General features: G+C 65.0%; 12 protein-coding genes. 10 read left to right on the plus strand and 2 right to left on the minus strand.

The features are described from left to right. Positions 1–11: 11 nt before the first annotated feature. From WBN46_RS14205 to WBN46_RS14215, 3 genes are all read left to right on the plus strand, one after another. On the plus strand, positions 12–1,202 hold the full coding sequence (locus tag WBN46_RS14205) for a porin (protein WP_337732117.1): 1,191 nt from the start codon (positions 12–14) through the stop codon (positions 1,200–1,202). A gap of 255 nt (positions 1,203–1,457) precedes the next feature. Further along, positions 1,458–3,692, plus strand: coding sequence for a methyl-accepting chemotaxis protein (locus WBN46_RS14210; protein WP_337732118.1), 2,235 nt, complete (start codon positions 1,458–1,460; stop codon positions 3,690–3,692). A gap of 188 nt (positions 3,693–3,880) precedes the next feature. Next, complete coding sequence (locus tag WBN46_RS14215; protein WP_337732119.1) at positions 3,881–6,532, plus strand: Cache 3/Cache 2 fusion domain-containing protein; 2,652 nt, start codon at positions 3,881–3,883, stop codon at positions 6,530–6,532. 189 nt (positions 6,533–6,721) lie between these two features. Here WBN46_RS14215 and WBN46_RS14220 read toward each other — a convergent pair whose 3' ends face one another. Together WBN46_RS14220 and WBN46_RS14225 are read right to left on the minus strand one after the other, a co-directional pair. Further along, positions 6,722–7,255 carry a hypothetical protein gene (locus WBN46_RS14220; protein WP_337732120.1) on the minus strand — a complete coding sequence of 178 codons (534 nt, stop codon included), beginning with the start codon at positions 7,253–7,255 and terminating at the stop codon, positions 6,722–6,724. Further along, the gene (locus WBN46_RS14225; RefSeq protein ID WP_337732121.1) at positions 7,255–12,081 is read right to left on the minus strand and encodes an RHS repeat-associated core domain-containing protein; all 4,827 of its coding nucleotides are present in this window, start codon (positions 12,079–12,081) and stop codon (positions 7,255–7,257) included. Before WBN46_RS14225 ends, WBN46_RS14220 begins: the two co-directional genes overlap by 1 nt. A gap of 171 nt (positions 12,082–12,252) precedes the next feature. Here WBN46_RS14225 and WBN46_RS14230 point away from each other — a divergent pair, with 171 nt between their 5' ends. From WBN46_RS14230 to WBN46_RS14260, 7 genes are all read left to right on the plus strand, one after another. Further along, complete coding sequence (locus WBN46_RS14230) at positions 12,253–13,032, plus strand: flagellar brake protein (protein WP_337732122.1); 780 nt, start codon at positions 12,253–12,255, stop codon at positions 13,030–13,032. A 178-nt stretch (positions 13,033–13,210) separates the two neighbouring features. Beyond that, positions 13,211–15,916 carry a methyl-accepting chemotaxis protein gene (locus WBN46_RS14235; RefSeq protein ID WP_337732123.1) on the plus strand — a complete coding sequence of 902 codons (2,706 nt, stop codon included), beginning with the start codon at positions 13,211–13,213 and terminating at the stop codon, positions 15,914–15,916. Positions 15,917–16,013: 97 nt separating this feature from the next. Beyond that, the gene (locus WBN46_RS14240) at positions 16,014–16,502 is read left to right on the plus strand and encodes a chemotaxis protein CheW (protein WP_192202677.1); all 489 of its coding nucleotides are present in this window, start codon (positions 16,014–16,016) and stop codon (positions 16,500–16,502) included. 230 nt (positions 16,503–16,732) lie between these two features. Then, entirely contained in the window at positions 16,733–18,982 is a 2,250-nt protein-coding gene (locus tag WBN46_RS14245) for a methyl-accepting chemotaxis protein (RefSeq protein WP_337732124.1), read from the plus strand. A 169-nt stretch (positions 18,983–19,151) separates the two neighbouring features. After that, positions 19,152–21,764, plus strand: a complete 2,613-nt coding sequence (locus WBN46_RS14250) for an EAL domain-containing protein (RefSeq protein ID WP_337732125.1) — start codon at positions 19,152–19,154, stop codon at positions 21,762–21,764. A gap of 171 nt (positions 21,765–21,935) precedes the next feature. Next, positions 21,936–22,340 carry a hypothetical protein gene (locus tag WBN46_RS14255; RefSeq protein WP_337732126.1) on the plus strand — a complete coding sequence of 135 codons (405 nt, stop codon included), beginning with the start codon at positions 21,936–21,938 and terminating at the stop codon, positions 22,338–22,340. Positions 22,341–22,430: 90 nt separating this feature from the next. Beyond that, on the plus strand, positions 22,431–24,659 hold the full coding sequence (locus tag WBN46_RS14260; protein WP_337732127.1) for a methyl-accepting chemotaxis protein: 2,229 nt from the start codon (positions 22,431–22,433) through the stop codon (positions 24,657–24,659). The last annotated feature ends 102 nt before the right edge of the window (positions 24,660–24,761 follow it).

A 24,761-nucleotide genomic window follows, 5' to 3' on the forward strand; every position in this document is an offset into this window, starting at 1 on the left:
CAGGTAAATCCATGAAGTACGTGTCGACCCTCGCCCTGGCCCTGATGGCCATCCATGCCAGCGCCCGTGCCGAAGACGCCGGCACCCACGCCACCGCCTGGCCGCCGAAGATCACCTTCGCCAACGGCACCGAGCTGAGCCTGGGCGGCAACCTGCAGTACGACGCCAACCACTTCTCGGGCACCGGCTACAACGGCGCGGCGCTGGAAGATGACGACGCCTGGCGCCGGCAGGAGATCGGCGTGACGCTCAAGCGCAAGGGCGTGTACGACTTCGGCGCGACCTTCGATTTCGAAGCCAAGACCTGGAACGACGTCGCCCTGCGCGTCGAAACCAAGGCGCTGTTCGGGCACGATGCAGGCAAGCTGCGCGTCGGCCAGATGAAGCTGCCGCTGGGATTCGAAGGCAATACCGCCACGCGCAGCGCAGCCTTCGTGGAAGCCTCGCTGCCCACGCAGGCGTTCTACCAGGGGCGCCGCACCGGCATCGACTGGGCGTTCGAACGTGAGGCCTACATCGTCAACGCCGGCTACTTCTTCGAATCCGACCTGCAGGGCAACAACAAGGGCGACACCGCCGCCGCGCGCGTGGCATGGACCCCCCTTAAGCAGGCCGGCAAAGTGCTGCACCTGGGCGTCTCGGCCGCGCAGGAGCGGCCGGACAGCGAAGTCAACGGACTGGGCGTGACCGTCTACCCGAGCGCGCGCTGGCGCGCCAAGCCGGAAGCCGCACTGACGGCGGTACGACTGGTGGACTCGGGCACGCTGACGCGCGTGGACCGCATCGACCGCAACGGCCTGGAAGCCCTGTGGATCCATGGCGCGTGGTCGCTGCAGGGCGAATACCTGCGCCAGAAGACCACGCGCGAGCTCGGCCTGCCTTCGTATTCGGCGGATGGCGCCTACGTGTTCGGCAGCTGGATGGTGACCGGCGAGTCGCGCGCCTACAGCGCCGGCAACGTCGGCAATCCGAAGCCGAAGGGCAAGTACGGTGCGCTTGAACTGCTTGCACGCTACAGCCGCATCGACCTGGACAGCGACGGCATTGCCGGCGGCCGCGAAGACAACTGGACGCTCGGTGCCACGTGGTACCTCGCGCAGAACTTCAAGTTCCAGGCCAACTACGTGAAGGTGGATGCCGAGCGCGGCGCGTTCTCCGCCAGCCCCGACGTGTTCGAACTGCGCGCACAGATGCATTTCTGATCGCGCACTACGCCGGACGCGTCGCGCGCGTCACAGTTCGCGCGCGACGCAGGCCGGCAATCAGGTAAACACGATTACTTTCCCGCCGAACGGTCATAAAGAAGCCACCAGGGCCGCCGTTACCTCCTCTGCAGACGATGCAACGCCGGCAAGGCCGGATCGGGACGGGGAACCCCTCATCGATACCGCGACGTCCACATACCCGTGGGCGCTGGCTGGCTGCACGCCTTCCATGCTCAACCGGAGATGCATCACATGAAATGGTTCCAGAACCTGTCCATCGGCCGGAAGCTGGCCGTCGCTTTCGCCCTCACCGCCCTGATGACCGTCATCCTGGGCGTGTTCTCGCTGCTGCGCCTCGGCGCGTTGAACGACAAGCTGCAGGCCGTCAGCGGCGTCGACATGCCGTCCGTCCAGTACATGGGCGAAGTACGTTCGCAGCTGGGCGAATTCCGGACCTTCGAGATCGCCCAGCTGACCCGCCTGGACGAACCCGACGCGATCATCGACTACAACAAGCGCATGGCCGCCAGCAAGAAGATCGTCGAAGAGCAGCAGGCGCTGTTCGAGGCGCTGCCGACCGATGACAAAGAGAAGCAGCTGTACACGGACGTCACCACGAAGCTGACCGCCTATTTCGACGCGCGCAAGGAAATCGATGCCGCGCTTGAAGCAGGTGACTACGTGCTTGCGCAGTCCGTCTCGGACGAAAAGTCGCGTCCGCGCCGCCGCGACCTGTTCGCTGCGCTGAAGACGCTCAACGAGCACAGCGTCGACGTACTGAACGAAGAGATCGCCAATGCCGACGCCGGCTACCGCGCCAGTGCGCGCGCCATCGTCGCCGGCATGATCGGCCTGACGCTGCTGGCGATCGGCCTGGGCTGGGTCATCGCGCGTGCCATCGTCAAACCGGTCGACGAAGCCGTGCGCGTCGCCAACGACGTGTCCGCCGGCAAGCTCGACGGCCGCATCGACACGTCGCGCAAGGATGAGGTCGGCCAGTTGCTGTCCGCCATGCAGCGCATGCAGATGCAGGTGGTATCTGTGATCGGCGCGCAGGGCGAGATGGCGCGCCGCCACGACGAAGGCCAGATCAGCTACCGCATCGACGACGGCGATTTCCCCGGCGAATACGGCCGCATGGTGCGCGACACCAATGCGCTGGTGGCACAGCATATCGGCGTGAAGATGCGCGCCGTGGACGTGATGCGCCGCTACGCCGTGGGCGACCTGTCGGTGGACATGGACCGCCTGCCGGGCGAGAAGGTGGTCATCACCGAAGCGATGGACATGTGCAAGGCCAATCTGTCCGCGATCAACGGCGAGATCAAGCGTCTGGCCAGTGCCGCCGCGGCCGGCGATTTCACCCACCGCGGCGACGCCGAGAAGTACCAGTACGACTTCCGCGACATGGTGGAAGGCCTGAACCGCCTGATGGAGACCACGGACGGCAATCTGGCGGACGTATCCGAGCTGTTGCAGGCCATCGCACGCGGCGACCTGACCGCCCGCATGGAAGGCGACTTCCACGGCGTCTTCGCCACCATGCGCGATGATGCCAACGCCACCGTCGCCCAGCTGACCGAGATCGTCGGCGGCATCCAGATGGCGGCCACCAGCATCAACACCGCTGCCGGTGAGATCGCCTCCGGCAACAATGACCTGTCGCGCCGCACCGAACAGCAGGCCGCCAACCTGGAAGAGACCGCCGCTTCGATGGAGGAACTGACCTCCACCGTGCGCCAGAACGCCGAGTCCGCCCGCCAGGCCAACCAGTTGGCCATCGGTGCAGCCGGCGTGGCTTCACTCGGTGGCGATGTCGTCGGCCAGGTGGTCACCACGATGCGCGACATCGAGCAGTCCTCCAAGAAGATCGCCGAGATCATTTCGGTCATCGACGGCATCGCCTTCCAGACCAACATCCTTGCGCTCAATGCCGCCGTTGAAGCGGCACGCGCGGGCGAACAGGGTCGCGGCTTCGCGGTGGTCGCTTCCGAAGTGCGCACCCTCGCCCAACGTTCGGCCAATGCCGCCAAGGAGATCAAGGGTCTGATCGAGAACTCGGTGGATCGCGTGGCCGACGGCTCGGCGCTGGTGAACCAGGCCGGCACGACGATGGGCGAGATCGTCGCCAGCGTGCAGCGCGTGACCGACATCATGGCCGAGATCTCCGCGGCCTCGCAGGAACAGTCGGCCGGCATCGAGCAGGTCAACCAGACCATCACCCAGATGGACGAGACCACCCAGCAGAACGCTGCACTGGTCGAAGAAGCCACCGCTGCCGCGCGTTCCATGGAAGAACAGGCCGGTGCGCTGACCCAGAGCGTGTCGGTGTTCAAGCTGCATGCCACCGTCAGTGCCCCGGTCCGCCAGGCCATCGCGGCGGCCGCAGCACCGCGGCCGGCAGCGCCACCGAAGGCCGTGGCCCGCAAGCCGGTCGCCCGCAAGCCCGAGCCGGCACTCGCCGACGGGGACTGGCAGGAGTTCTGATCGCGGATCGGAACACGCGACTGAAGCACCCCGCACGGCCCGGACTTTCCGGGCCGTGCCTGTCTGGGCTGCCCCGTTCGCACAGGTATCCGCATTTACCGTTCGTCGGGGAAATCCCCACAGGGGCTCAATGACCGAACTGTGACGCCGATATCGGATCAGCTACCACCACAACCCGCCCTGCCCCCATGAATCGACTGAAGCGCCTTTCTCTCGGCAGCAAGCTCGCCCTCCAGGTCACCGTCGCCGTGGCCGTCGTCCTCACCCTCCTCGCCGCCGTCGTGCAGCGGCAATCCAGCCGCGCCATCGAGGCGCGTGCCCTGGCCGATCTCGACGTCGCCGCGCAGGTGATGCTGGAGTCCATCGCCCTCTACGACAGCACCCTGACCGACGCCACGCAGCGGATGGCCAGGAGTTTCCGCGCAGCTCTGCCTTCCGGTGATGTGTCGATCGATGCCGGGCGCACCACGCTGATCGGCGACTTCGAGGTTCCCGAGCTGCGTTTCGGTACGCAGGCGATCAACCTGGACTTCACCACCGTCGACCGCTTCACCGAAGCCACCGACGTGGTCGCGACCCTCTTCGTGCGCCAGGGCGACGATTTCATCCGTGCCACCACGTCGCTGCGCAACACCGAGGACGAGCGCGTCATCGGCACCGCGCTGGACCACAAGCACCCGGCATACGCGCTGATCCTCCAGGACAAGCCCTACACCGGCCGCGCGCGCCTCTTCGGCCGCGACTACATGACCCATTACGAGCCGCTGCAGGATGCGGAAGGCAACACCATCGGCATCCTGTTCGTCGGCCAGAACTACGGCGATGGCCTCGCGGCGCTGAAGGACAAGCTGCGCAACACGGCACTGGGCGAAGCGGGCTATTTCTTCGTGGTGGATATCGCCGAAGGCGAGCACCACGGCACGCTGGCCGCGCATCCCGCCAGCCAGGACGCGCTGTATTCCTCGGTGGTGGACGCCGACTCCGTGCCGGAGATGAAGGCGCTGCTGGCGCAGGACCATGGTCACACCGTGCTCGGCATCGCACCCAAGACAGGCGAAAAGGCCGTACCCGCGCTGGTCGCGGTGAAACAGTTCACCCCCTGGAAGTGGGCGCTGGTGGCCGTGGAGCCCCGCTCCACCGTGCTGGCCTCCAGCCATGCATTGACGGTCATCATCCTGCTGCTGTCGCTGCTGGCGCTGGCGGTCATCGCGACGCTGACCTGGCTCGGCGTGCGCCGCGTGGTCTCGCGTCCGCTGCGTGGCGCCGTCGCCATCGCCGAGGAGGTGGCCGCGGGCAAGCTGGACACTCGCATCGACACCTCACGCCACGACGAGGTCGGCCAACTGCTGTCGGCCATGCGCCATGTGCAGACCCAGGTCGTGTCGGTGATCGAGGCACAGACCGAGATGACGCGCCGCCACGACGACGGCCAGATCAGCCACCGCATCGACGACAGCGCGTTCCCGGGTGAGTACGGCCGCATGGTGCGCGACACCAATGCGCTGGTGGCCTCGCACATCGCGGTGAAGATGCGGCTCGTCGAGGTGATGCAGCGCTACGCCATCGGTGACCTGTCGATGGACATGGACCGTTTGCCCGGTGAAAAGGCGGTGCTGACGCAGACGATGGATGCCACCAAGGCCAGCCTGTCGGCCATCAATGGCGAGATCAAGCGACTGGCGCTGGCCGCCGCCTCGGGCGACTTCAGCCAGCGCGGCGATGTGGGCAAGTACCAGCACGATTTCCGCGAGATGATCGGGGGACTCAACCAGTTGATGGAGACCACCGACGGCAACCTCGCCGAGGTCTCCGAACTGCTGCAGGCCATCGCACGCGGCGACCTGACCGCACGGATGGAAGGCGACTTCCATGGCGTGTTCGCCACCATGCGCGACGATGCCAACGCCACCGTTGGCCAGCTGACCGAGATCGTCGGCGGCATCCAGATGGCGGCCACCAGCATCGACACCGCGGCCGGTGAGATCGCCTCCGGCAACAACGACCTGTCGCGCCGCACCGAACAGCAGGCCGCCAACCTGGAAGAAACCGCCGCCTCCATGGAGGAACTGACCTCCACCGTGCGCCAGAACGCCGAATCGGCCCGCCAGGCCAACCAGTTGGCGATTGGTGCGGCGTCTGTCGCTTCGCAGGGTGGCGAGGTGGTCGGTCGCGTGGTCACCACGATGACCGACATCGAACAGTCGTCGAAGAAGATCGCCGAGATCATCTCGGTCATCGACGGCATCGCCTTCCAGACCAACATCCTGGCCTTGAACGCGGCCGTGGAAGCCGCCCGTGCCGGTGAGCAGGGCCGCGGCTTCGCGGTGGTCGCTTCGGAAGTGCGGACCTTGGCCCAGCGCAGCGCCAATGCGGCCAAGGAGATCAAGGGCTTGATCGAAACGTCGGTGGACAAGGTCGCCGAGGGCTCGGCGCTGGTGCACCAGGCCGGCACGACGATGGGTGAGATCGTGGCCTCGGTGCAGCGCGTGACCGACATCATGGCCGAGATCTCCGCGGCCTCGCAGGAACAGTCGGCAGGCATCGAGCAGGTCAACCAGACCATCACCCAGATGGACGAGACCACCCAGCAGAACGCCGCACTAGTGGAGGAAGCCACCGCTGCCGCGCGTTCGATGGAAGAACAGGCCGGTGCGCTGACCCAGAGCGTGTCGGTGTTCAAGCTGCAGGCCACCTCCCGTGCCCCGGTGCGCCAGGCCCCTGTGGCCGCCGCGGCATCGCGGCCGGTGGCGACACCGAAGGTCGCAGTCCGCAGGCAGCCCGCACGCAAACCGGAACCCGTGCTTGTCGAGGGAGATGGCGAGGGTTGGCAGGAGTTCTGAGTGGCTCGTATGAAACCGCCCGCAACAAGCACATAGCCAAGAAATTCCGGGCCCTGTACTTTCATGCGAAGCAAGGAAACCCGTGAAGATTCACTCTGTAGGATGGGTTGAGCCGTAGGCGATACCCATCGAGCATGTGGCGCCTTCATCACGATGATGGGTATCGCTTCGCTCAACCCATCCTACGCGCTAATCGCACACCAGCTCCCTTACATAACCCACCAATGGCGATCGGGAGCAAATGCGGCCGAGGCGAAGCTCAACGCGTGTAGCGTCAGGGCCAGTTAATTCGCCACCCACGATCTCCTGACGCTTATAGCCAAATGAGTGCGCCGCCGCTCGTGCTACTTGCGGCTTATGCGATGCTGACAACTCCTCTAGCATGTCAAGACTCTCATCGTCGTTAGCGTTCCGCAGCGAGTTCGCCGCTGCGGCAGCAATTTCCGGATCATCCGAACGGGCCGAAGCTCGAATCTGAGCTAGATACTCTGCGCCCCGCGGAGAATCTGCCCTAAGTAGTTCGCCAGCCAACGTTGTCCGATCCAGCTCCGTCAATTGATTGCCGTCCCACTTCTTACGATAGTCGACCGAAGCGCTTGTGGGAGACTTGGCAAACTCATCCGCGATGACAACAGGATCCAGACTTCTATTTGACTCAGGACTGCAACCGAGCATAAGGGCGGAAACAACCAACAAAACAAATTTCTCTGCACACTTTTCCATCAGTAAGATCCCACCTTAGACATCTGATCATCCCGCCAATAGCTGTTGAAATACTTAATAAGTTCAACATCCTCACCGTCCACCGAGCTTCCTGAGAGATGGCGCGATGTTTTCACTCCACAGTCATCAATGCACACTTCGAAACGATGTTGCCGCCAACGCTGAACACGCTCAAGACGCATACGATCACGCCATATCCAGCCGCAGTAAATGTTAGTTGGCATTGGAAGACCAAAAGGAAACTTGCGCCTAGACATTTCAATTGGATCTGGAACGTAATCTATTGGTCCGGGGCTCCATGGATAGCCCGGCGTCGTCGTGCATATAGGGAATATCCTCTTGGAGTCACCCACCATTCGACTACGCTCGTACGCTGAACCCAACCATTCTTGCTTCGAAACAATGCGACAAGCAGCCAGCCCATAGGGATCATAGAAGGATAGTGGAGCCCCGTAGACATAGTTGAAAGTTGATACACCGCCACTGAGCCCTATCGGATCACTTTGCGAGTAACGCCCCATACTAGCGTCATAGTCGCGGCGATAATTGTAGTTGAGACCTGAGGCCGCATCGAACCGCTGCCCCGGAAACCGCATGTTCAACACCAACGGAACCCCATCTCCATCGCCGTCCTGTTCCGGCGGTGTATTGCCAAAGACTTCGCTCTTCGAGTCCCACGTCCAGACAGCGACGTTACGCGCCGGATCAACGACCGTGCGCGGCGTCCCCAGATGATCGGGCTGGATGTAGTACAGCTGCCCATCATCCAGGACGCCTACCGGCATGTCGTCCATCCAGACAGTCTGCTGCGACACCGCGCCAGAAGTTCCATAGTCACCAAGCCACCGCCCTGAGTCATCGTAGAGCGTGTAGGCGCTTACTGCTCCAAGGTGCTTTCGGACCTGCTCCCCTCGCCCGTTGTACGCATACTCCATGGCCACCACGCCACCGTTGCGCACCCGACTCATCCGGCCCGCATCGTTGTACTCGAACTCGCGTGCCGCACCGATGGACAGCGTGTTGCCGACGGCGTCGTAGGCGCGATTCTCGCCTGCCACCGAATCCAACCGATGACTGTTGGCCGGATACGCATAGGCCTTCGTACCGAACGCGTCCGTGTAGCTGATCCGGTTACCCGTCTTGTCGTACTCGTACTTGTCCAGGACTGCCTGGGCCGGGCCATCGAGCGCCTCCGTCAGGCGACCCAACGCGTCATAGCGGTACTCCATCGGTGGTGAGCTGCCGCTATCGATGTCGACCAGATTGCCGACCACGTCATAGCCATAGGTCAGATCCAGACCGCCCGTTCCTCCCTGGATCGATGTTGGACGGTAGTCTAGGTCAACGTCGCGCTGCATGACACGACCGTTGCCGTACACCCAGCCTGCGATGGGGCCGAAGGGGTGGTACGTAGCCTGGTGCAGCAGGATTTCCCGCGCCAGTCCCGGCCGGGTGACGCCTACACTGGTGATCTGGCCTTGCGCGTTGCGGACATAGTCCGCCACCGTGCCGTCCGGATAGGTCATCGCCTGCAGTTGTCCACTCTTGGTGTAGGCGTACTGCAGCGTCAGCGCCACGCCATCCGTGGTCTGCACCTTGCGGACCAGTTGGCCGAAGCGGTCGTGGCAATACTGGGTTGAGCCACTGCCGTCCACCATCAGCGTCAGCCGCCCCACCGAGAACGTCTCGCCTGCCTGGCAGGCCGGCTGGGTGACATCGTAGGTGTAGGCGACATTGAGGCTGGCGGTGGGATAGCCGACCTGCGTCAGCCGGTTCAGCGCGTCGTACTGGTAGGTCGTCGTGATGCCGCGGGCTTCGGTCTGGCTGGCGCGGTTTCCGGCACTGTCGTAGGTGTAGGTGGTGATGCCCGTGTCCGGGCTGCTCAACTGCACCAGATCGCCAAAGCCGTTGTAGCTGTAGGTGGTGTCCAACCCCTTTGGGTCGGTGACTTTGGTCAGGTTGTCGTTGGCGTCGTACTCGAACTTGGTTTCGGCTTCGATCCCGCCCACATCCTGCAACGTGCGCTTGAGCCGGTTCAGGGGATCGTAGTCGTTGCTGGTCACATGCCCCAGCGCGTCGGTCACGGTCTTGGCGTTTCCGCCTGCATCGTAGGTGAAGTCAGTCGGGCTCGACTGCGCGTCGGCCTGCGTGGCCAGCTGCCCCAGCGTGTTGTAGACCCGCGACAGTGTTCGCTTGAGCACACCGCCCGCGCCCTTGGTGCTCTCACCGATTCGATTGCCCGCGCCATCCAGCGTGTACTCGATGCGATTACCTGCACTGTCGGCGACCGCCGTCAGGCGCTTGGCATCGTCGTATTCGTACGTCGTGTAGACGCCATCAGGATCGGTGATCTTCTTCACCAGCCCGGTGGGCCAGTACTCGTACGAGGTGATGCGGTCATCCGCACTCGTCGCGCCCTTGACCGTCATCGTGGCCACCCAGCCGCGCGGGTAGTAGAGCGTCTCGGTCACCACGCCGTTCGTGTCCTTGACCGCTAGCGGACGCCCGGCTGCGTCGTATGCCAGCACTTCGGTGACTCGGCCGAGGGCATCGGTGACCTTCCATAGATCACCCGGGCGATAGCCGCAACCGGACAGCGTGCCGCCACAGGCCCCACCTGCGGTGCCGTAGTAGGCGTATGCGTTCGTGTCGGACACGTCCGTGCGTGGACCATCGATCGACTTCAGCAGGCCGACACACGGGCACACCCCAACATCCACGTCAGCCTGCTCGCAGTAGGCACGCGTGGTGGTGCGCGCGGCCAGCGTAGACGGGTCGGCGGAGGTCGTGGTTAGCAGTTGTCCGCTGGCGCTATAAGTCAGGTCCCTCTGGGCCACCACCTGACCAGCGGCATTCAGCGTTCGCTGCTGCGTTGGAACATTGAGCGTCGCGTGCCAGCCGACTTCTCTCGTCTGCTTTTCCGGCGCCCCAAAGGCGGAGATCGTCGAGGTCAGCCGGCCATTGGTGTAGGCGTAGCGAGACTGCGTCCCGCGCCGGTCTATCTGTGTGAGCGCGCGGCCATAACTGTCGTAGGTTCCTGATTGCGTTCCGCTGGTGTCAGCTATCGACAATGGGCTGCGATGGTTGCCGGCGGTGTAGGTGTACGTTCGAACCTCACCGCCATCCGTGGTCACTTGCGCCTGATTCGCTGCGGTGTAGTGGATGCGCGTTGTCTCGACTGGCTGACCGTCTGCCGAGAACAGGGTGCTGAGCACCACGCGGCCATATATGTCGTAGCCAAAGCTTCCGTAACGCCTGCCATCTTCACTGGTAATTCCCGTCAACAAGCCCTGATCGCCATTGGTGGCCAGACTCGTCTCGCCGTAGTGATACCGCTTGATCTGACCGTCACCGTAATCGACAGAAGTCAAGTTCTGTTTGTCGTCATAACCGTAAGCAATGACCTTGCCGTCCGGCAGCGTGACGCTGGTCAGAAAGCCAGACTGGTTGTGGTTAAGAATTAGCTCTCGACCGGAACTGTCGATGAGGCGTTCGACCCGATTGCTGGTGTTGGCTACAAATGTCAGGTCGCGCGATGGATCTCGGCTATTGCGGATACGGGTCCGGACGCCCGCAGCCGTGAAACTGCTTTCATCGCCATTGGCTTCGGTCATCCGCCATGAATTGTCCGCGAGCTTCTCCAAGAGCGCGTCGCCCAGCGTTGGCGCAATGAACCGAGTACTGGTGACATATTGCAGTGGCGCCCGGTAGCCGCTACCCAAATAGAGCCCTGTGCTGTTCGCCCCAGGGGCAACCAGCTTCATGGAGAAAGAATGCGACCACCCTATGCCGAGTCGCGAGGAGTCAGGCCGGAATTCGCGTAGCGAATGATAGTGACGCGTGAAAGGGCGCCCTGCAAAGATGAAGTCGACTTCGGCCCGCGACTTGTCTCCCGATGATGGATGACAAGGGTTTCCATTTACTGGACACGACTGAAATTGCCTAACCTTTCTGATCTCTATGTGAGGTCTTATCGTGCTTCTGCAGAGTCGCGGGTAAACGGATCGATCTTCCGTACTAAACGAGTTAGTTCCTGGAGGACAAGTAAAGGGTTGCAGCCTGTAAATGCTAGTACTTCTATCCGTCGTACCGGGATAGCTCAAGTTGGTCTGCTTGAAATTTATCTGCTTGTTACCGACAGTATTCCAATACATCCAGCCTGTTCGGGATGCCCCACCACCAACCGAATCGTAAGGGACTGCATAGTCGCCCACCACTTCAAATGAATGATATGTGCAACGGTTCCAGCCGCAGCTTGTTCTTGCGGTCCATTCCGCAATGAATCCAGCGATCATCTCCTGCTCGGAGTAACAGTAGTAGCCTCCCCAAGCATTTTTTCGATTGTCCGTGGCTATCGAACCTGGACAATGACCGTTCTCCCCTACTACGGATTCGACAGTCCCGAAAAGAGGAACGCCAATGGACTCCACAGGCTGATCCGGGACTCGAAAGAACTTGTACATATTTGTCGAAGAGACCTGATCCTCATTTGAGAGAGTGAGCAGATGTCCAACATCGGGCGTGGCCGCACGGAGCGCTGCTTCGGCTTCCGCCCAGGATGCCCTGCATGCGCCGCCAGCACTCGGGCAGTAGACTGCCTCCGGCGCAATCCCTCCCGTGGGGTCGTCAATCACAACCGCCTGTGCACGAACGTCAGCCACTACGGCCAGCATCGCGATCGCCGCGATGATCGAAAACCCTCTGAACATCCCTATCCCCTCTTCAGCTGCCTTGCAAAAGGTGCGGCGGATGGCCGCCTCGTGAACAAGCCAGAACGCTACACGGTCCCCGCATAACCGGGAAGACGGCAAGTCGGGTAAGTACATTTACGTCCCGCCGGCCCTCTCACAATCAGCATCCGTCTTGATCCATAGCCTCACCCACCCGAGGTCCCGGTCCGGCACTCTCCACACAGCCTGCGGCACCCTAAAGATGCTGCAACGCCCGCCGATACAGCCTGTGACGCCCTCCCTGCCCAGATGCTTTCCGACGCCCGCATGACCGAGCCCAGCGACGCCCCTCTGGCCGATCCCGTCAGGTACGACGAAGAAGAAAAGTACCTGGTGCATGGCGAATACGAGATCCGGCAGATCCTGCAGTCGCTGATCGCCAGGCGCGCGCTCGTCAGTGGCTGCGCAATGCCGCGCAACCACACCTTTCCCACCTCCATCATCGAAGTACTGGAGGACGAAGACGGCGTCCTGATCGATGGCAGCGCATCGGAGACCATCAATCGCAGCATCGAGGAAGCAAGCCACGTCACCTGCGTCTCCCGGCTCGACCGTATCCACGTGCAGTTCAAGCTCCATGACCTGCAGCGCGTGCAGAAGGAGGGCCAGGTCGCCTTCCTCGCGCCGCTGCCGGACAGCATCCTGCGCCTGCAGCGTCGCGAGTTCTACCGCCTGCAGGTGCCGGTGACGCAGCCCATGGAGTGCGCCGTCGCCGAGCGTCACCCGGACGGCGAGACCACCTACCGCAACTATCGCGTGCTGGACATCAGCGGCGGCGGCATCGCGCTGGCCGTGCAGGCCGAAGAGCCGACGCTCCGCCCCTACAAGGAATTCCCCGGCAGCCTCCTGCACCTGCCCGACAGCGGCCCGCTGTGCATCCGCCTGATGGTCAAGAGCCTGCATCGCCAGCTCAACCAGAACGGCTCCGAAAGCTGGCGTGCCGGCTGCCAGTTCACCGATCTGCCGCGCGGGGGCGATGCGCTGATCCAGCGCTACATCTTCCGCCTCGAACGCCAGCGCAGCGCCCGCGAACGCGGCGCTGCGTGATCTGCGTCCGCCTTCCGGACGCCTTTCGTCGGTTCTGGCCGACACCCGCTCAACCTCCCCGCGCACGCGCCGATACCTCCCTGTAACGGTCCTGCATACCGGCGTCACGGCCATCCAAGGTCGTGCTTGCACTCGCAGGCATCGCCAAGCCGTACCGTCCAGTCCGCAAGAGGCCAGCATGTCATCCACTCCTTCCCGATCCTCCTCCCGCAGCATCGCCACACGCGTGATGTACGGCACCGCCTTGGTGGCCCTGCTCGCCTTCGGCGTTGCCGCCGCGGCCAGCTACTTGCGCAGCAGCCAGTCCCTGCTGGCCAGTGCGCGGACCACGATGGAAGGGCTGGCGAACCAGGAGGCACAGCGCATCTCGGGCGAACTCACCCGCGCCTTCGACGGCAACGATGCGCTCGCGCATGCATTGCTTGCCCAGCGCGGGGACGACGGCATCAGCCGCAGTGCCGCCAGCGCCATCTTCAAGCGCCAGCTGGAAGCGCACCCGGAATGGGTCGGCGTCGGCACGCTGTGGGAACCCGATGCCTTCGACGGTAAGGATGCGGACCACATCGGCGCCGAAGGCCACGACGACACCGGCCGCTTCATGAGCTACTGGGCATGGAGCAACGGCGCCCCGCTGCTGGAAGCCCTGCGCGACTACGAAGTCCCCGGTGCCGGCGACTGGTACCGTCGTCCGCGCGAACTCAAGCGTCCGGTGGTCGCCGAGCCGTACGTCTACAAGATCGCCGGCAAGGACGTGCTGATGACCACGCTGTCCACGCCGATCCTCCAGGATGGCGACTACCTCGGCGTGATGACCGTGGACTTCGCGCTGCAATCGCTGCAGGAGCGCATCGCGAAGCTCACGCCGATGGATGCCGGCTTCGTGCGCCTGCTCACGCCGGCCGGCGTGGTCATCGCGGACAAGGATGCCGCCTCGGTCGGCAAGCCATATGCAGGTGCCCACGCTGCCGACGTCATCAAGCAGGTGGCCGCCGGCAAGCCGGTGTTCCGCGAGGCGACCGATGCCGCGGGTGAAACGGTGATGGAAGCCTACGTGCCGCTGCAGATCGGCGCCGCGCAAGAGCGCTTCGCACTGGGCGTGGTGGTGCCGCGTGCGGTGCTGATGCGCGAAGCGCGTGCCGTGCTGTGGACGGTGGTCGCAGTGGGCGCGCTGGGTGCTGTATTGCTGTGCGGCGCCGTGTTCTGGCTGCTGCGTCGCCAGGTCGGTGTGCCGCTGGCCGGCGCCGTGCGCGTGGCCGACGATATCGCAAGCGGCAAGCTGGACAGCCAGATCGATGTCGGTCGCGACGACGAGATCGGCACCCTGATGAAGGCCATGCGCAGCATGCAGGGCAACCTGCGCGAGCGCATCGAGCGCGACGCCGTGGTGGCGAAGGAGAGCCTGCGCATCCGTACCGCACTGGAGGATGTGACCACCAACGTCATGATCGCCGACGCCGACCGCACCATCGTCTATGCCAACCGGCCATTGATGAAGATGCTGGGCGACGTGGAACAGGATCTTCGCCGCGACCTGCCCGCCTTCGATGTGCGTACGGTCATCGGCAGCAGCATCGACATCTTCCACAAGAAGCCCGAGCACCAGTCGCGCATGCTGGCCCAGCTGCAGGGCACGCATCGCGCGCAGATCAGCGTGGGCGGCCGCATCATGCAGCTGATCATCAACCCCGTGACCGACGGCGAAGGCCAGCGCATCGGCTACGTGGTCGAGTGGGCCGACCGTACTGCCGAAGTGATGGTGGAACAGGAAGTGACGCGCATCGTGCAGGCGGCGGCACAGGGCGACCTGAGCGGGCGCATCTCCGAGTCGGGCAAGCAGGGCTTCCTGCTGGCGCTGTCGCAACAGTTGAACGGCCTGCTGGTCGCCATCGCGGGCAGCGTGGACTCGGTCTCCGGCGTGCTGCAGTCGCTGTCCAAGGGCGACCTGACCGCGCGGATGGAAGGCGACTTCCACGGCGTGTTCGCCAGCATGCGCGACGATGCCAATGCCACCGTCGCCCAGCTGACCGACATCGTCGGCCGCATCCAGGACGCGTCCACCAGCATCAACACCGCTGCCGGCGAAATCGCGTCCGGCAACAGCGACCTCTCGCGCCGTACCGAGCAGCAGGCCGCCAACCTGGAAGAGACCGCCGCCTCGATGGAGGAACTGACCTCCACCGTGCGCCAGAATGCCGAGTCGGCCCGCCAGGCCAACCAGTTGGCCATCGGTGCCGCCGGGGTCGCCTCGCAGGGCGGTGAGGTGGTCGGTCGCGTGGTCACCACGATGACCGACATCGAACAGTCGTCGAAGAAGATCGCCGAGATCATCTCCGTCATCGACGGCATCGCCTTCCAGACCAACATCCTGGCCTTGAACGCGGCGGTGGAAGCCGCTCGTGCCGGTGAGCAGGGTCGTGGCTTCGCGGTGGTCGCTTCCGAAGTGCGCACCCTTGCCCAGCGCAGCGCCAATGCGGCCAAGGAGATCAAGGGTCTGATCGAAACGTCGGTGGACAAGGTCGCCGAGGGTTCGGCGCTGGTGCACCAGGCAGGCGCGACGATGGGCGAGATCGTGGCCTCGGTGCAGCGCGTGACCGACATCATGGCCGAGATCTCGGCCGCCTCGCAGGAACAGTCGGCAGGCATCGAACAGGTCAACCAGACCATCACCCAGATGGACGAAACCACCCAGCAGAACGCCGCACTGGTGGAGGAAGCCACCGCCGCTGCCCGCAGCATGGAAGAACAGGCGCAGGCACTGGCCGAGGCCGTGTCCACCTTCCGCCTGGACGGCCATGGCCGTGTCGCGCGGCTGGTGCACGAACGCGTGACCCGCATCGCGGCCGGCACCGCGCCGCGGGGCGTTGCCGAACCGCATCCGTACTGAACCCCTAAAGAAACCCGTCCCGGGGCCGATCTAGGCCATGACCGGTTCCGTCCCGGGACCCCCGACACCTTCACCGGCTGCAACAGGAGCCCGACGAATGAGCGACAAGAAGACCCAGGCCGCGGCGAGCGCGGACGAGTTCCTCAGCTTCACCCTGGGGGACGAGCACTACGGCGTGGACATCCTGAAGGTCCAGGAAATCCGCGGCTACGATTCCGTGACCCGCCTGCCCGATGCCCCGGACTACATCAAGGGCGTCATCAACCTGCGCGGCACCATCGTGCCGGTGATCGACCTGCGCCTGAAGCTGCGCCTGAAGGATGCACGCTACGACGCCTTCACCGTGATGATCGTGCTGAACGTGGAGGACCGCGTGGTCGGCATCGTGGTGGACAGCGTGTCGGACGTGATCGCGCTCAGCGCCGAGCAGATCCGCCCCACGCCTGAATTCGGCGCCAGCGTCGATACCCGCTTCATCTCCGGCATCGGCACCGTCGATGAACGCATGTTGATCCTGCTGGACATCGAGACGCTCATCGACAGCGCCGACCTGGGCCAGCCGCTGCCGGAACAGGCCGCCGCCTGACGCATCGCACTCGCGGTACGCAACGCGTGCATCCCCGGGGACCGCAGGCCGCAAGGCGTGCGGTCCCTTGCGTTTGCGCGGCCGCCGGCATCCGGAATCCCCGCCTTTCGTCGTAGGGGCGCGAAAAACCACTGAAATTCCGCCGACCCGGGCCGCTATCAACGGTGAGGGCAATCCGCCCCCGCAATCCGCATGCCCAGGCCACCCGGCCTGTCGCCAGAGACCCCGCCATGACGTTCAATGCCAAGATCGCCGCCCTGCTCTCCAACCTGCCGCTGAAGCGCAAGTTCCTCATCCAGACCGCGCTGGTCGCCATCGGCACCATCGCACTGGCCGTGGTGGCGGCGCGCATGCAGTACCTGGATCTCACCGGAACGCGGCAGGCCGGCCTGAAGGCGCAGACCGAGATGGCGCTGGGCGTGATCGAGGGATATGCGAAGCAGGTGCAGGCCGGCACCCTGGATGAAGCCCAGGCGAAGGAAAGCGCGCTGGCCACGCTCGCCTCGATGCAGGCGAACAAGGGCGTGGACTACTTCTTCGTCACCGACGAAGCGCCCATCATGCTGATGCACCCCACCCGTCCCGATCTGATCGGCAAGCCGCTGGACGACGTGCTGAGCCCGGATGGCAAGCGCATCTTCCCCGAGTTCGTCCGCGTGGCGCGCGCAGGCGGTGGCCATGTCGACTACAGCTGGGCCAAGGCGGGCGAGGAAGACCCCGTGCCGAAGACCTCCTACGCCGCGCTGTACCAGCCGTGGGGCTGGGTGATCGGCACCGGCGTCTACATCGACGATACCCAGGCGCAGGCGCTGCAGTTCACCTTCATCATGACCATCGCCGGCGGCCTGCTGGTGCTGCTGAGCATGGCGATCGGCTGGGTGATCGGGCAGTCGGTGCTGGAACCGGTGGCGCGCGCCCTGTCCGCGATCCGCGGCGTCTCGCGCGGCGACCTGAGTGTGCGCACCGGCCACCACGGCCGCGACGAAGTCGGCCAGATGCTCAAGGCCACCGACGAAATGGTGCACATGCTGGAACGCTTCTCGCAGGAAACGCACGTGATGATCCGCCTGCACGAAGCCGACGACATCAGCCATCGCATGCCCGAGGATTTCCCCGGCGTGTACGGCGAGCTGGCAGGTGGCATCAACACCATGATGTTCGAGCACCTGGACGCCTTCCGCGATGCCATCGGCATCCTCGAGCGCTACGCCAACGGCGACCTGAGCCAGGATGCGCGCCGCCTGCCAGGCACGCGTGCGTTCCTGCATGAAGCGATGGACGCCGCCAAGCAGAGCCTGCTGGCCATCAATGCCGAGATCAAGCGCCTGGCGCAGGCCGCTGCGGCGGGCGATTTCAGCGCCCGCGGCGACGAGGCGCGCTTCCAGCACGACTTCCGCCAGATGGTGCAGGGTCTGAACGCGATGATGGCGATCAGCGACCGCAACCTGGCCCAGTTGTCCGCGCTGCTGCGTGCGATCGCCGATGGCGACCTGACCGCACGGATGGAAGGCGACTTCCACGGTGTCTTCGCCACCATGCGCGACGATGCCAATGCCACCGTCGCCCAGCTGACCGACATCGTCGGCCGCATCCAGGACGCTTCCACCAGCATCAACACCGCTGCCGGCGAAATCGCGTCCGGCAACAGCGACCTGTCGCGCCGTACCGAGCAGCAGGCCGCCAACCTGGAAGAGACCGCCGCCTCGATGGAGGAACTGACCTCCACCGTGCGCCAGAACGCCGAGTCCGCCCGCCAGGCCAACCAGTTGGCGATCGGTGCGGCCGGTGTCGCCTCCCAGGGCGGTGAGGTGGTCAGCAAGGTCGTCAGCACCATGACCGACATCGAACAGTCGTCGAAGAGGATCGCCGAGATCATCTCCGTCATCGACGGCATCGCCTTCCAGACCAACATCCTGGCCTTGAACGCGGCGGTGGAAGCCGCCCGTGCCGGTGAGCAGGGTCGCGGCTTCGCGGTGGTCGCTTCGGAAGTCCGGACGCTGGCCCAGCGCAGCGCCAATGCCGCCAAGGAGATCAAGGGCCTCATCGAAACGTCGGTGGACAAGGTCGCCGATGGTTCGGCGCTGGTGCACCAGGCCGGCGCGACCATGGGCGAGATCGTCGCCAGCGTGCAGCGCGTGACCGACATCATGGCCGAGATCTCGGCCGCCTCGCAGGAACAGTCGGCCGGCATCGAACAGGTCAACCAGACCATCACCCAGATGGACGAAACCACCCAGCAGAACGCCGCACTGGTGGAGGAAGCCACAGCCGCTGCGCGCTCCATGGAAGAACAGGCCGGTGCGCTGACCCGGAGCGTGTCGGTGTTCAAGCTGCAGGCCGCCTCCCGTGCCCCGGCGCGCCAGGCCCCTATGGCTGCCGCGGCATCGCGGCCGGTGGCGACGCCCAAGGCCGTGGCCCGCAAGCCGGTCGCCCGCAAGCCCGAGCCGGCACTCGCCGACGGGGACTGGCAGGAGTTCTGAGCCGCCGGGCACGCCCGGCGCGCGCCCTGTTCCGTGACCGCCTTCAAGTAACCCGGACTCCGGCCGATATGTCACCAGAAGGCCCTCTTCCCTGGCACCCGATGACCGTCGCACCCTCCGCCACCGACGACGCCAGCCGCTGCACGCAAGTGCGCCGCGAGGACACCGCATGCTTCGCCGCACGCTGACTTCGCTGACATCGGTGCGCGACACACAGGCGTCCACGGATCTCCCGACGGAGAGCCTCTGGCACGTGCTGGAACAGTCCGTCGACGCCGCGTTCGTCATCGACGGGCGCCACCGGGTGGTGCTGTTCAATCCGGCGGCGGAAGCCCTCTGGGGCTGCCTGCGCGAAGATGTGCATGGCATGCCGTTCACCCGGTTGCTGTCCAGCCCCCAGGCGGACAACACCGCCGACGCCGCGCTGGCGCAACTGCTCGGCAGCCATCGGGATGCCGTGCTGCATCGGCCCGACGGCAGCGAGGTCGCCTGTTCGGTCTCCATGTCGAAGGTGCAACTGGGCACGCAGGTCTTCCACACCGCCTTCGTGCGCGACACCAGCGACCAGAAGCGCCAGCTCGAGCGCCTGCGCCAGTTGTCGATCGTGGTGGACAAGAGCGACAACGCGATCTTCGTGAGCGCGCCGGACCGCGAAGTGGTCTACGTCAACAGCGGCTTCACCCGCATGCTGGGTTATCGGCTTGAAGAGCTGCGCGGGATCAAGCCCTCGCAGCTGCTGTCCGGCGCGCATACCGACGCCACCCTGGACGATCGCATCAGCCAGGCGATGAAGGCCGGCGAAGGCCTGCAGACGGAAGTACTGCTGTACACCAAGTCGGGCCGCCCGCTGTGGCTGTCGGCCGCGATCAACCCCGTGCACGACGAGGACGGGACACTGCTGGGCCTGGTCAGCGTGCTGAGCGACATCACCCAGACCAAGATGCACCAGGTGCTGCACAACAAGGTGCTGGATGCGCTGGTGCACGAATGGAGCGTGGCCGACGTGATGACGCTGATCTGTCGCGAGGTGGAGCACATCGCGCCGGAACTGACGGTCTCCATCATCACCGTGGACAACGAGGGGCTGATGCACGCCCTCGCCTCGCCCAGCCTGCCCGAAGCCTGGGCACGCAAGATCGACGGCATGGCGATCGGCCCGCGTGCCGGCGTATGCGGTGCCGCCGCCTGGCGGGGCCGCGCGGTGCTGGTGAAGGACATCGCCAGCGATCCGCTGTGCGCCAACACCCGCCACCTCACCTCGCCGCTCGGGCTGCGCGCCTGCTGGACCCATCCGATCAAGTCGAGCAGCGGCCGCGTGCTGGGCACGCTGTCGTTCTACTACCGCGAGAACCGGGGCCCCGACGAGCTGCACGAACGCCTGGCCGATACCTGCCTGCACCTGTGCTCGCTGACCCTGGAGCGCGAGCAGACCAACGAACGCGTGCACCAGCTGGCGTTCTACGACACCCTGACCGGCCTGCCCAACCGCATCATGTTCAGCGCCAAGGCCGAACAGGCGCTGGCCAACGTCGCCCAGGTGAACGGCACCGCCGCGGTGCTCTTCATCGACCTGGACCGCTTCAAGCGCGTGAACGACGCGCAGGGGCACGCGGCCGGCGACGGCCTGCTGCGCGATGTCGCCGCGCGCCTGAGCGAGGAACTCGGCGGCATCAACATCGTCGGACGCCAGGCCGGCGACGAATTCGTCGCGGTGCTGCCGATGTGCAGCACCGAGCATGCCGGCAGCGTGGCCGAGCGCCTGCTGGGGGCCATCGCGGCGCCGACCGCCGCCGGCCTGATGACCCTGCACCCCAGTGCCAGCATCGGCGTGGCGATGTTCCCGGACGACGGCCGCGACATCGACCTGCTGGTGCGTCATGCCGACATGGCGATGTACCGCGCGAAAACCGATGGCGGCGGCAGCTTCCGCTTCTTCAGCGTCGACATGAACCGGCTGGCGCAGGAGCGTGTTTCGCTGGAGACCGCGCTGCGCGAGGCGCTGCGGCTGGACCAGCTGAAGCTGCAGTACCAGCCCCAGGTCGGCGGCTGCGACGGCAGGCAGCTGTATGGCGTGGAAGCGCTGTTGCGCTGGCACCACGCGGAGCTCGGCGTGATTCCGCCCGCGCGCTTCGTGCCGGTGGCCGAAGAATGCGGACTGATCGCCGATCTCAGCCTGTGGGTGCTGCGCCAGGCGTGTGCGCAGATGGCCGACTGGCGGCAGCGCGGCATCGACATCCCGCGCGTGTCGGTGAACGTCTCCGCGATCAATTTCCGCGATCCGGAGCTGTCCCTGCAGATCTCGGACCTGCTGGACGAGCATGGCCTGGAGCCGGGCGACCTGACGCTGGAAATAACCGAGAGCGTCATGCTGGACCCGGACCCGGACGTGCTCGAGAACATCGAGGCCATCTACGTGCTGGGCGTGCGGCTGTCGCTGGACGACTTCGGCACCGGCTACTCCAGCCTCAGCCACCTGCACCGCCTGCCCATCAGCGAACTCAAGCTGGACCAGAGCTTCGTGCGCGACATCGACACCAGCGCGATTGCGCGCACGCTGACCTCCTCGGTGCTGCGCATCGGCGAAAGCCTGGGCATGAAGGTGGTCGCCGAGGGCGTGGAGACCGAATCGCAGCACCGCTTCCTGACCGAGCAGCGCTTTCCCGTGCTGCAGGGGTATCTGTTCTCGCCACCGCTGCCGCCCGGCCCGCTGGAACAGTGGCTGGAAACACAGGGTTACACCGCAGCCCGCGAAGTCGAAACCGAAGCCGGCGCACCCGGCTAAGTGCAGTGCCGCGCGACCGGTGTTCGCCCCAATCACCCGGAAAGTGTGACCCAGCGCCCAGTCGCGCGCACGGACGATCCCGCACCACGCCTTCGCCTCAAGTTTGGCCAAGGCGGGCCGATCTCAGGCAGTGAGTCGTTACCCCTCCTCTGTCCATCCGGAGTTACTGGAATGAAAATCGCATCCGCCCTGACCCTGTCCATCGCCGTCGTCGGCGCCGCCCTGCTGATGCCCGCGACGCCGGCCAGCAGCCAGTCGCAGGTCGACAACGCGATCCCCGCCGACATGGCCGCACGCTTCGCGGGCAAGAACGGCACGGTGTGCGGCAAGGTGGGCAAGGCCCGCTTCGCCGAGAATTCCGAAGGCACGCCGACCTTCCTGTACATGGGCGGCAACTTCCCGCGCCATACCTTCACCGCACGCATCCCGGGCGATGCCCGCGCCAAGTTCAAACCCGCCCCGGAAGAACTGGAAGGCAAGGACGTCTGCGTGATCGGCGCCATCGAGCGCGACAACTCGCGCGCCGAAATCGTGGTCAGTTCGCCGGCCAACCTGAAGCTCGCGACGATCCGCTGATCCGTTCCAACGGCAGGGCGCCACGCCCTGCCCGCCCTGGTCGCACCTGAGAGCGGCGCGGCACGCCACCGGTAAAGGAAAAAGAATCCCATGCAGCGGATCAAGAACCTCAAACTGACGACGAAGATGATGCTCGCCTTCGGCGCCGTGCTGGCGCTGATGCTGGTACAGGGCATCGCCGCTTTCGTCGGCCTGAACTCGTTGAACGGCGCCACCACCGAGGTGACCGGCAACGTCCTGCCCAGCGTGAAGGCCGCGGGCGACCTGCAGAACCTGATCGGCGAATACCGCACGACCTCCTACCGGCAGCATGTGCGCGCCAGCGACGCCGTCAAGGCGGAAGCCAAGACGCTGGCCGCCCAGACCGACAAGAAGATCGAGCAGTCCATCAAGGACTACGCCAAGCTGATCATCAGCCCGGACGAAAAGAAGGCCTACGACACCTTCGTCAAGGAGTGGAAGGCAGCCAAGCAGTCGTATGCCGAAGTGCAGGAGATGCTGGACCTCGGCCTGCCGGACGATGCCGTGGATACTTTCATCGGCACCACGCGCGACCAGCACCGGAAGGCGGTCGCGGCACTGAACACGTTGGTCAACGTGGTCGACCAGCAGGCCAAGACGGCCAGCGTCAGCGCCGACAGCACCTTCACTGCCTCCAGCACGCTGATGGTCATCATGTTGCTGGTGGGCATCGTGGGCGGCCTGGCCCTGGCCTGGTTCTTCGCCCGCGCCATCGCCGGCGCCGTCGGCGAAGCCGTCCGCGTGGCCAATGACGTGTCCGCCGGCAAGCTGGACGGCAAGATCGATACCAGCCGCCAGGACGAAGTGGGCCAGCTGCTGTCCGCCATGCAGCGCATGCAGACGCAGGTGCAGTCGGTGATTTCCGCCCAGAGCGAAATGGCCGCGCGCCACGACGAGGGCCAGATCAGCTATCGCATGGACGACAGTGCGTTCCCGGGCGAGTACGGCCGCATGGTGCGCGACACCAACGCTCTGGTCGCCTCGCACCTGCAGGCCATCGGCGACGCACTGAAGATCATGCAGCGCTACTCGATCGGCGACCTGAGCCTGGACATGCCCAAGCTGCCGGGCGAGAAGGCCAACCTCACCGAGACGATGGACGCCACCAAGGCCAACCTGTCGGCGATCAACGGCGAGATCAAGCGCCTGGCGATGTCCGCTTCCTCCGGCGATTTCAGCCAGCGCGGCGACGTGGACAAGTACCAGTACGACTTCCGCGACATGATCGACGGCCTGAACCAGCTGATGGAAACCACCGACGGCAACCTGGCCGAGGTCTCCGAACTGCTGCAGGCCATCGCACGCGGCGACCTGACCGCACGGATGGAAGGCGACTTCCACGGCGTCTTCGCCACCATGCGCGATGACGCGGACGCCACCGTCGCCCAGTTGACCGACATCGTCGGCCGCATCCAGGGCGCGTCCACCAGCATCAACACCGCTGCCGGCGAAATCGCGTCCGGCAACAGCGACCTCTCGCGCCGTACCGAGCAGCAGGCCGCCAACCTGGAAGAGACCGCCGCCTCGATGGAGGAACTGACCTCCACCGTGCGCCAGAATGCCGAGTCCGCCCGCCAGGCCAACCAGTTGGCCATCGGCGCCGCAGGTGTCGCCTCGCAGGGCGGTGAAGTGGTCGGCAAGGTCGTCACCACGATGCGCGACATCGAACAGTCGTCGAAGAAGATCGCCGACATCATCTCGGTCATCGATGGCATCGCCTTCCAGACCAACATCCTGGCCTTGAACGCGGCCGTGGAAGCCGCCCGTGCCGGTGAGCAGGGTCGTGGCTTCGCGGTGGTCGCTTCGGAAGTCCGGACGCTGGCCCAGCGCAGCGCCAATGCCGCCAAGGAGATCAAGGGCCTGATCGAGACCTCGGTGGACAAGGTGGCCGATGGCTCCAAGCTGGTGAACCAGGCGGGCGCGACGATGGGCGAGATCGTCGCCAGCGTGCAGCGCGTGACCGACATCATGGCCGAGATCTCCGCCGCCTCGCAGGAACAGAGCGCCGGCATCGAACAGGTCAACCAGACCATCACCCAGATGGACGAAACCACCCAGCAGAACGCCGCGCTGGTGGAAGAAGCCTCTGCCGCCGCCCGTTCGATGGAAGAGCAGGCACAGGCGCTGAGCGAGTCGGTGTCGGTGTTCAAGCTGCATGCCCACGCCGCCCCGACCGCCGCGGTCGCCAAGCCGGCCAAGGCAGCAGCCCCGGTTCCGTCCAGGCCTGCGCCGCGCGCCGCCACGCCGTCGATGCTGGAGCCCGCCCTGGCCGATGGCGACGACTGGCAGGAATTCTGAGGCACGCGGTTTGCATCGCATCCCGGCAACAGCTCCCTTTCCCTGTCCCTGCGGCAGGGAAAGGGTCCCGCCACGCCCCTAGCCTCATCCGTCCCGTCGAGA

This window comes from Pseudoxanthomonas sp. CCNWLW251, from assembly GCF_037402255.1.
Classification (GTDB): domain Bacteria; phylum Pseudomonadota; class Gammaproteobacteria; order Xanthomonadales; family Xanthomonadaceae; genus Pseudoxanthomonas_A.

Bases quoted from the DNA above. Each gene is read 5' to 3' on its own strand.
- WBN46_RS14250 (WP_337732125.1), top strand. From the start codon at position 19,152: ATGCTTCGCCGCACGCTGACTTCGCTGACATCGGTGCGCGACACACAG.
- WBN46_RS14205 (WP_337732117.1), top strand. From the start codon at position 12: ATGAAGTACGTGTCGACCCTCGCCCTGGCCCTGATGGCCATCCATGCC.
- WBN46_RS14230 (WP_337732122.1), top strand. From the start codon at position 12,253: ATGACCGAGCCCAGCGACGCCCCTCTGGCCGATCCCGTCAGGTACGAC.
- WBN46_RS14260 (WP_337732127.1), top strand. From the start codon at position 22,431: ATGCAGCGGATCAAGAACCTCAAACTGACGACGAAGATGATGCTCGCC.
- WBN46_RS14215 (WP_337732119.1), top strand. From the start codon at position 3,881: ATGAATCGACTGAAGCGCCTTTCTCTCGGCAGCAAGCTCGCCCTCCAG.
- WBN46_RS14245 (WP_337732124.1), top strand. From the start codon at position 16,733: ATGACGTTCAATGCCAAGATCGCCGCCCTGCTCTCCAACCTGCCGCTG.
- WBN46_RS14235 (WP_337732123.1), top strand. From the start codon at position 13,211: ATGTCATCCACTCCTTCCCGATCCTCCTCCCGCAGCATCGCCACACGC.
- WBN46_RS14225 (WP_337732121.1), bottom strand. From the start codon at position 12,081: ATGTACTTACCCGACTTGCCGTCTTCCCGGTTATGCGGGGACCGTGTA.
- WBN46_RS14240 (WP_192202677.1), top strand. From the start codon at position 16,014: ATGAGCGACAAGAAGACCCAGGCCGCGGCGAGCGCGGACGAGTTCCTC.
- WBN46_RS14210 (WP_337732118.1), top strand. From the start codon at position 1,458: ATGAAATGGTTCCAGAACCTGTCCATCGGCCGGAAGCTGGCCGTCGCT.
- WBN46_RS14255 (WP_337732126.1), top strand. From the start codon at position 21,936: ATGAAAATCGCATCCGCCCTGACCCTGTCCATCGCCGTCGTCGGCGCC.
- WBN46_RS14220 (WP_337732120.1), bottom strand. From the start codon at position 7,255: ATGGAAAAGTGTGCAGAGAAATTTGTTTTGTTGGTTGTTTCCGCCCTT.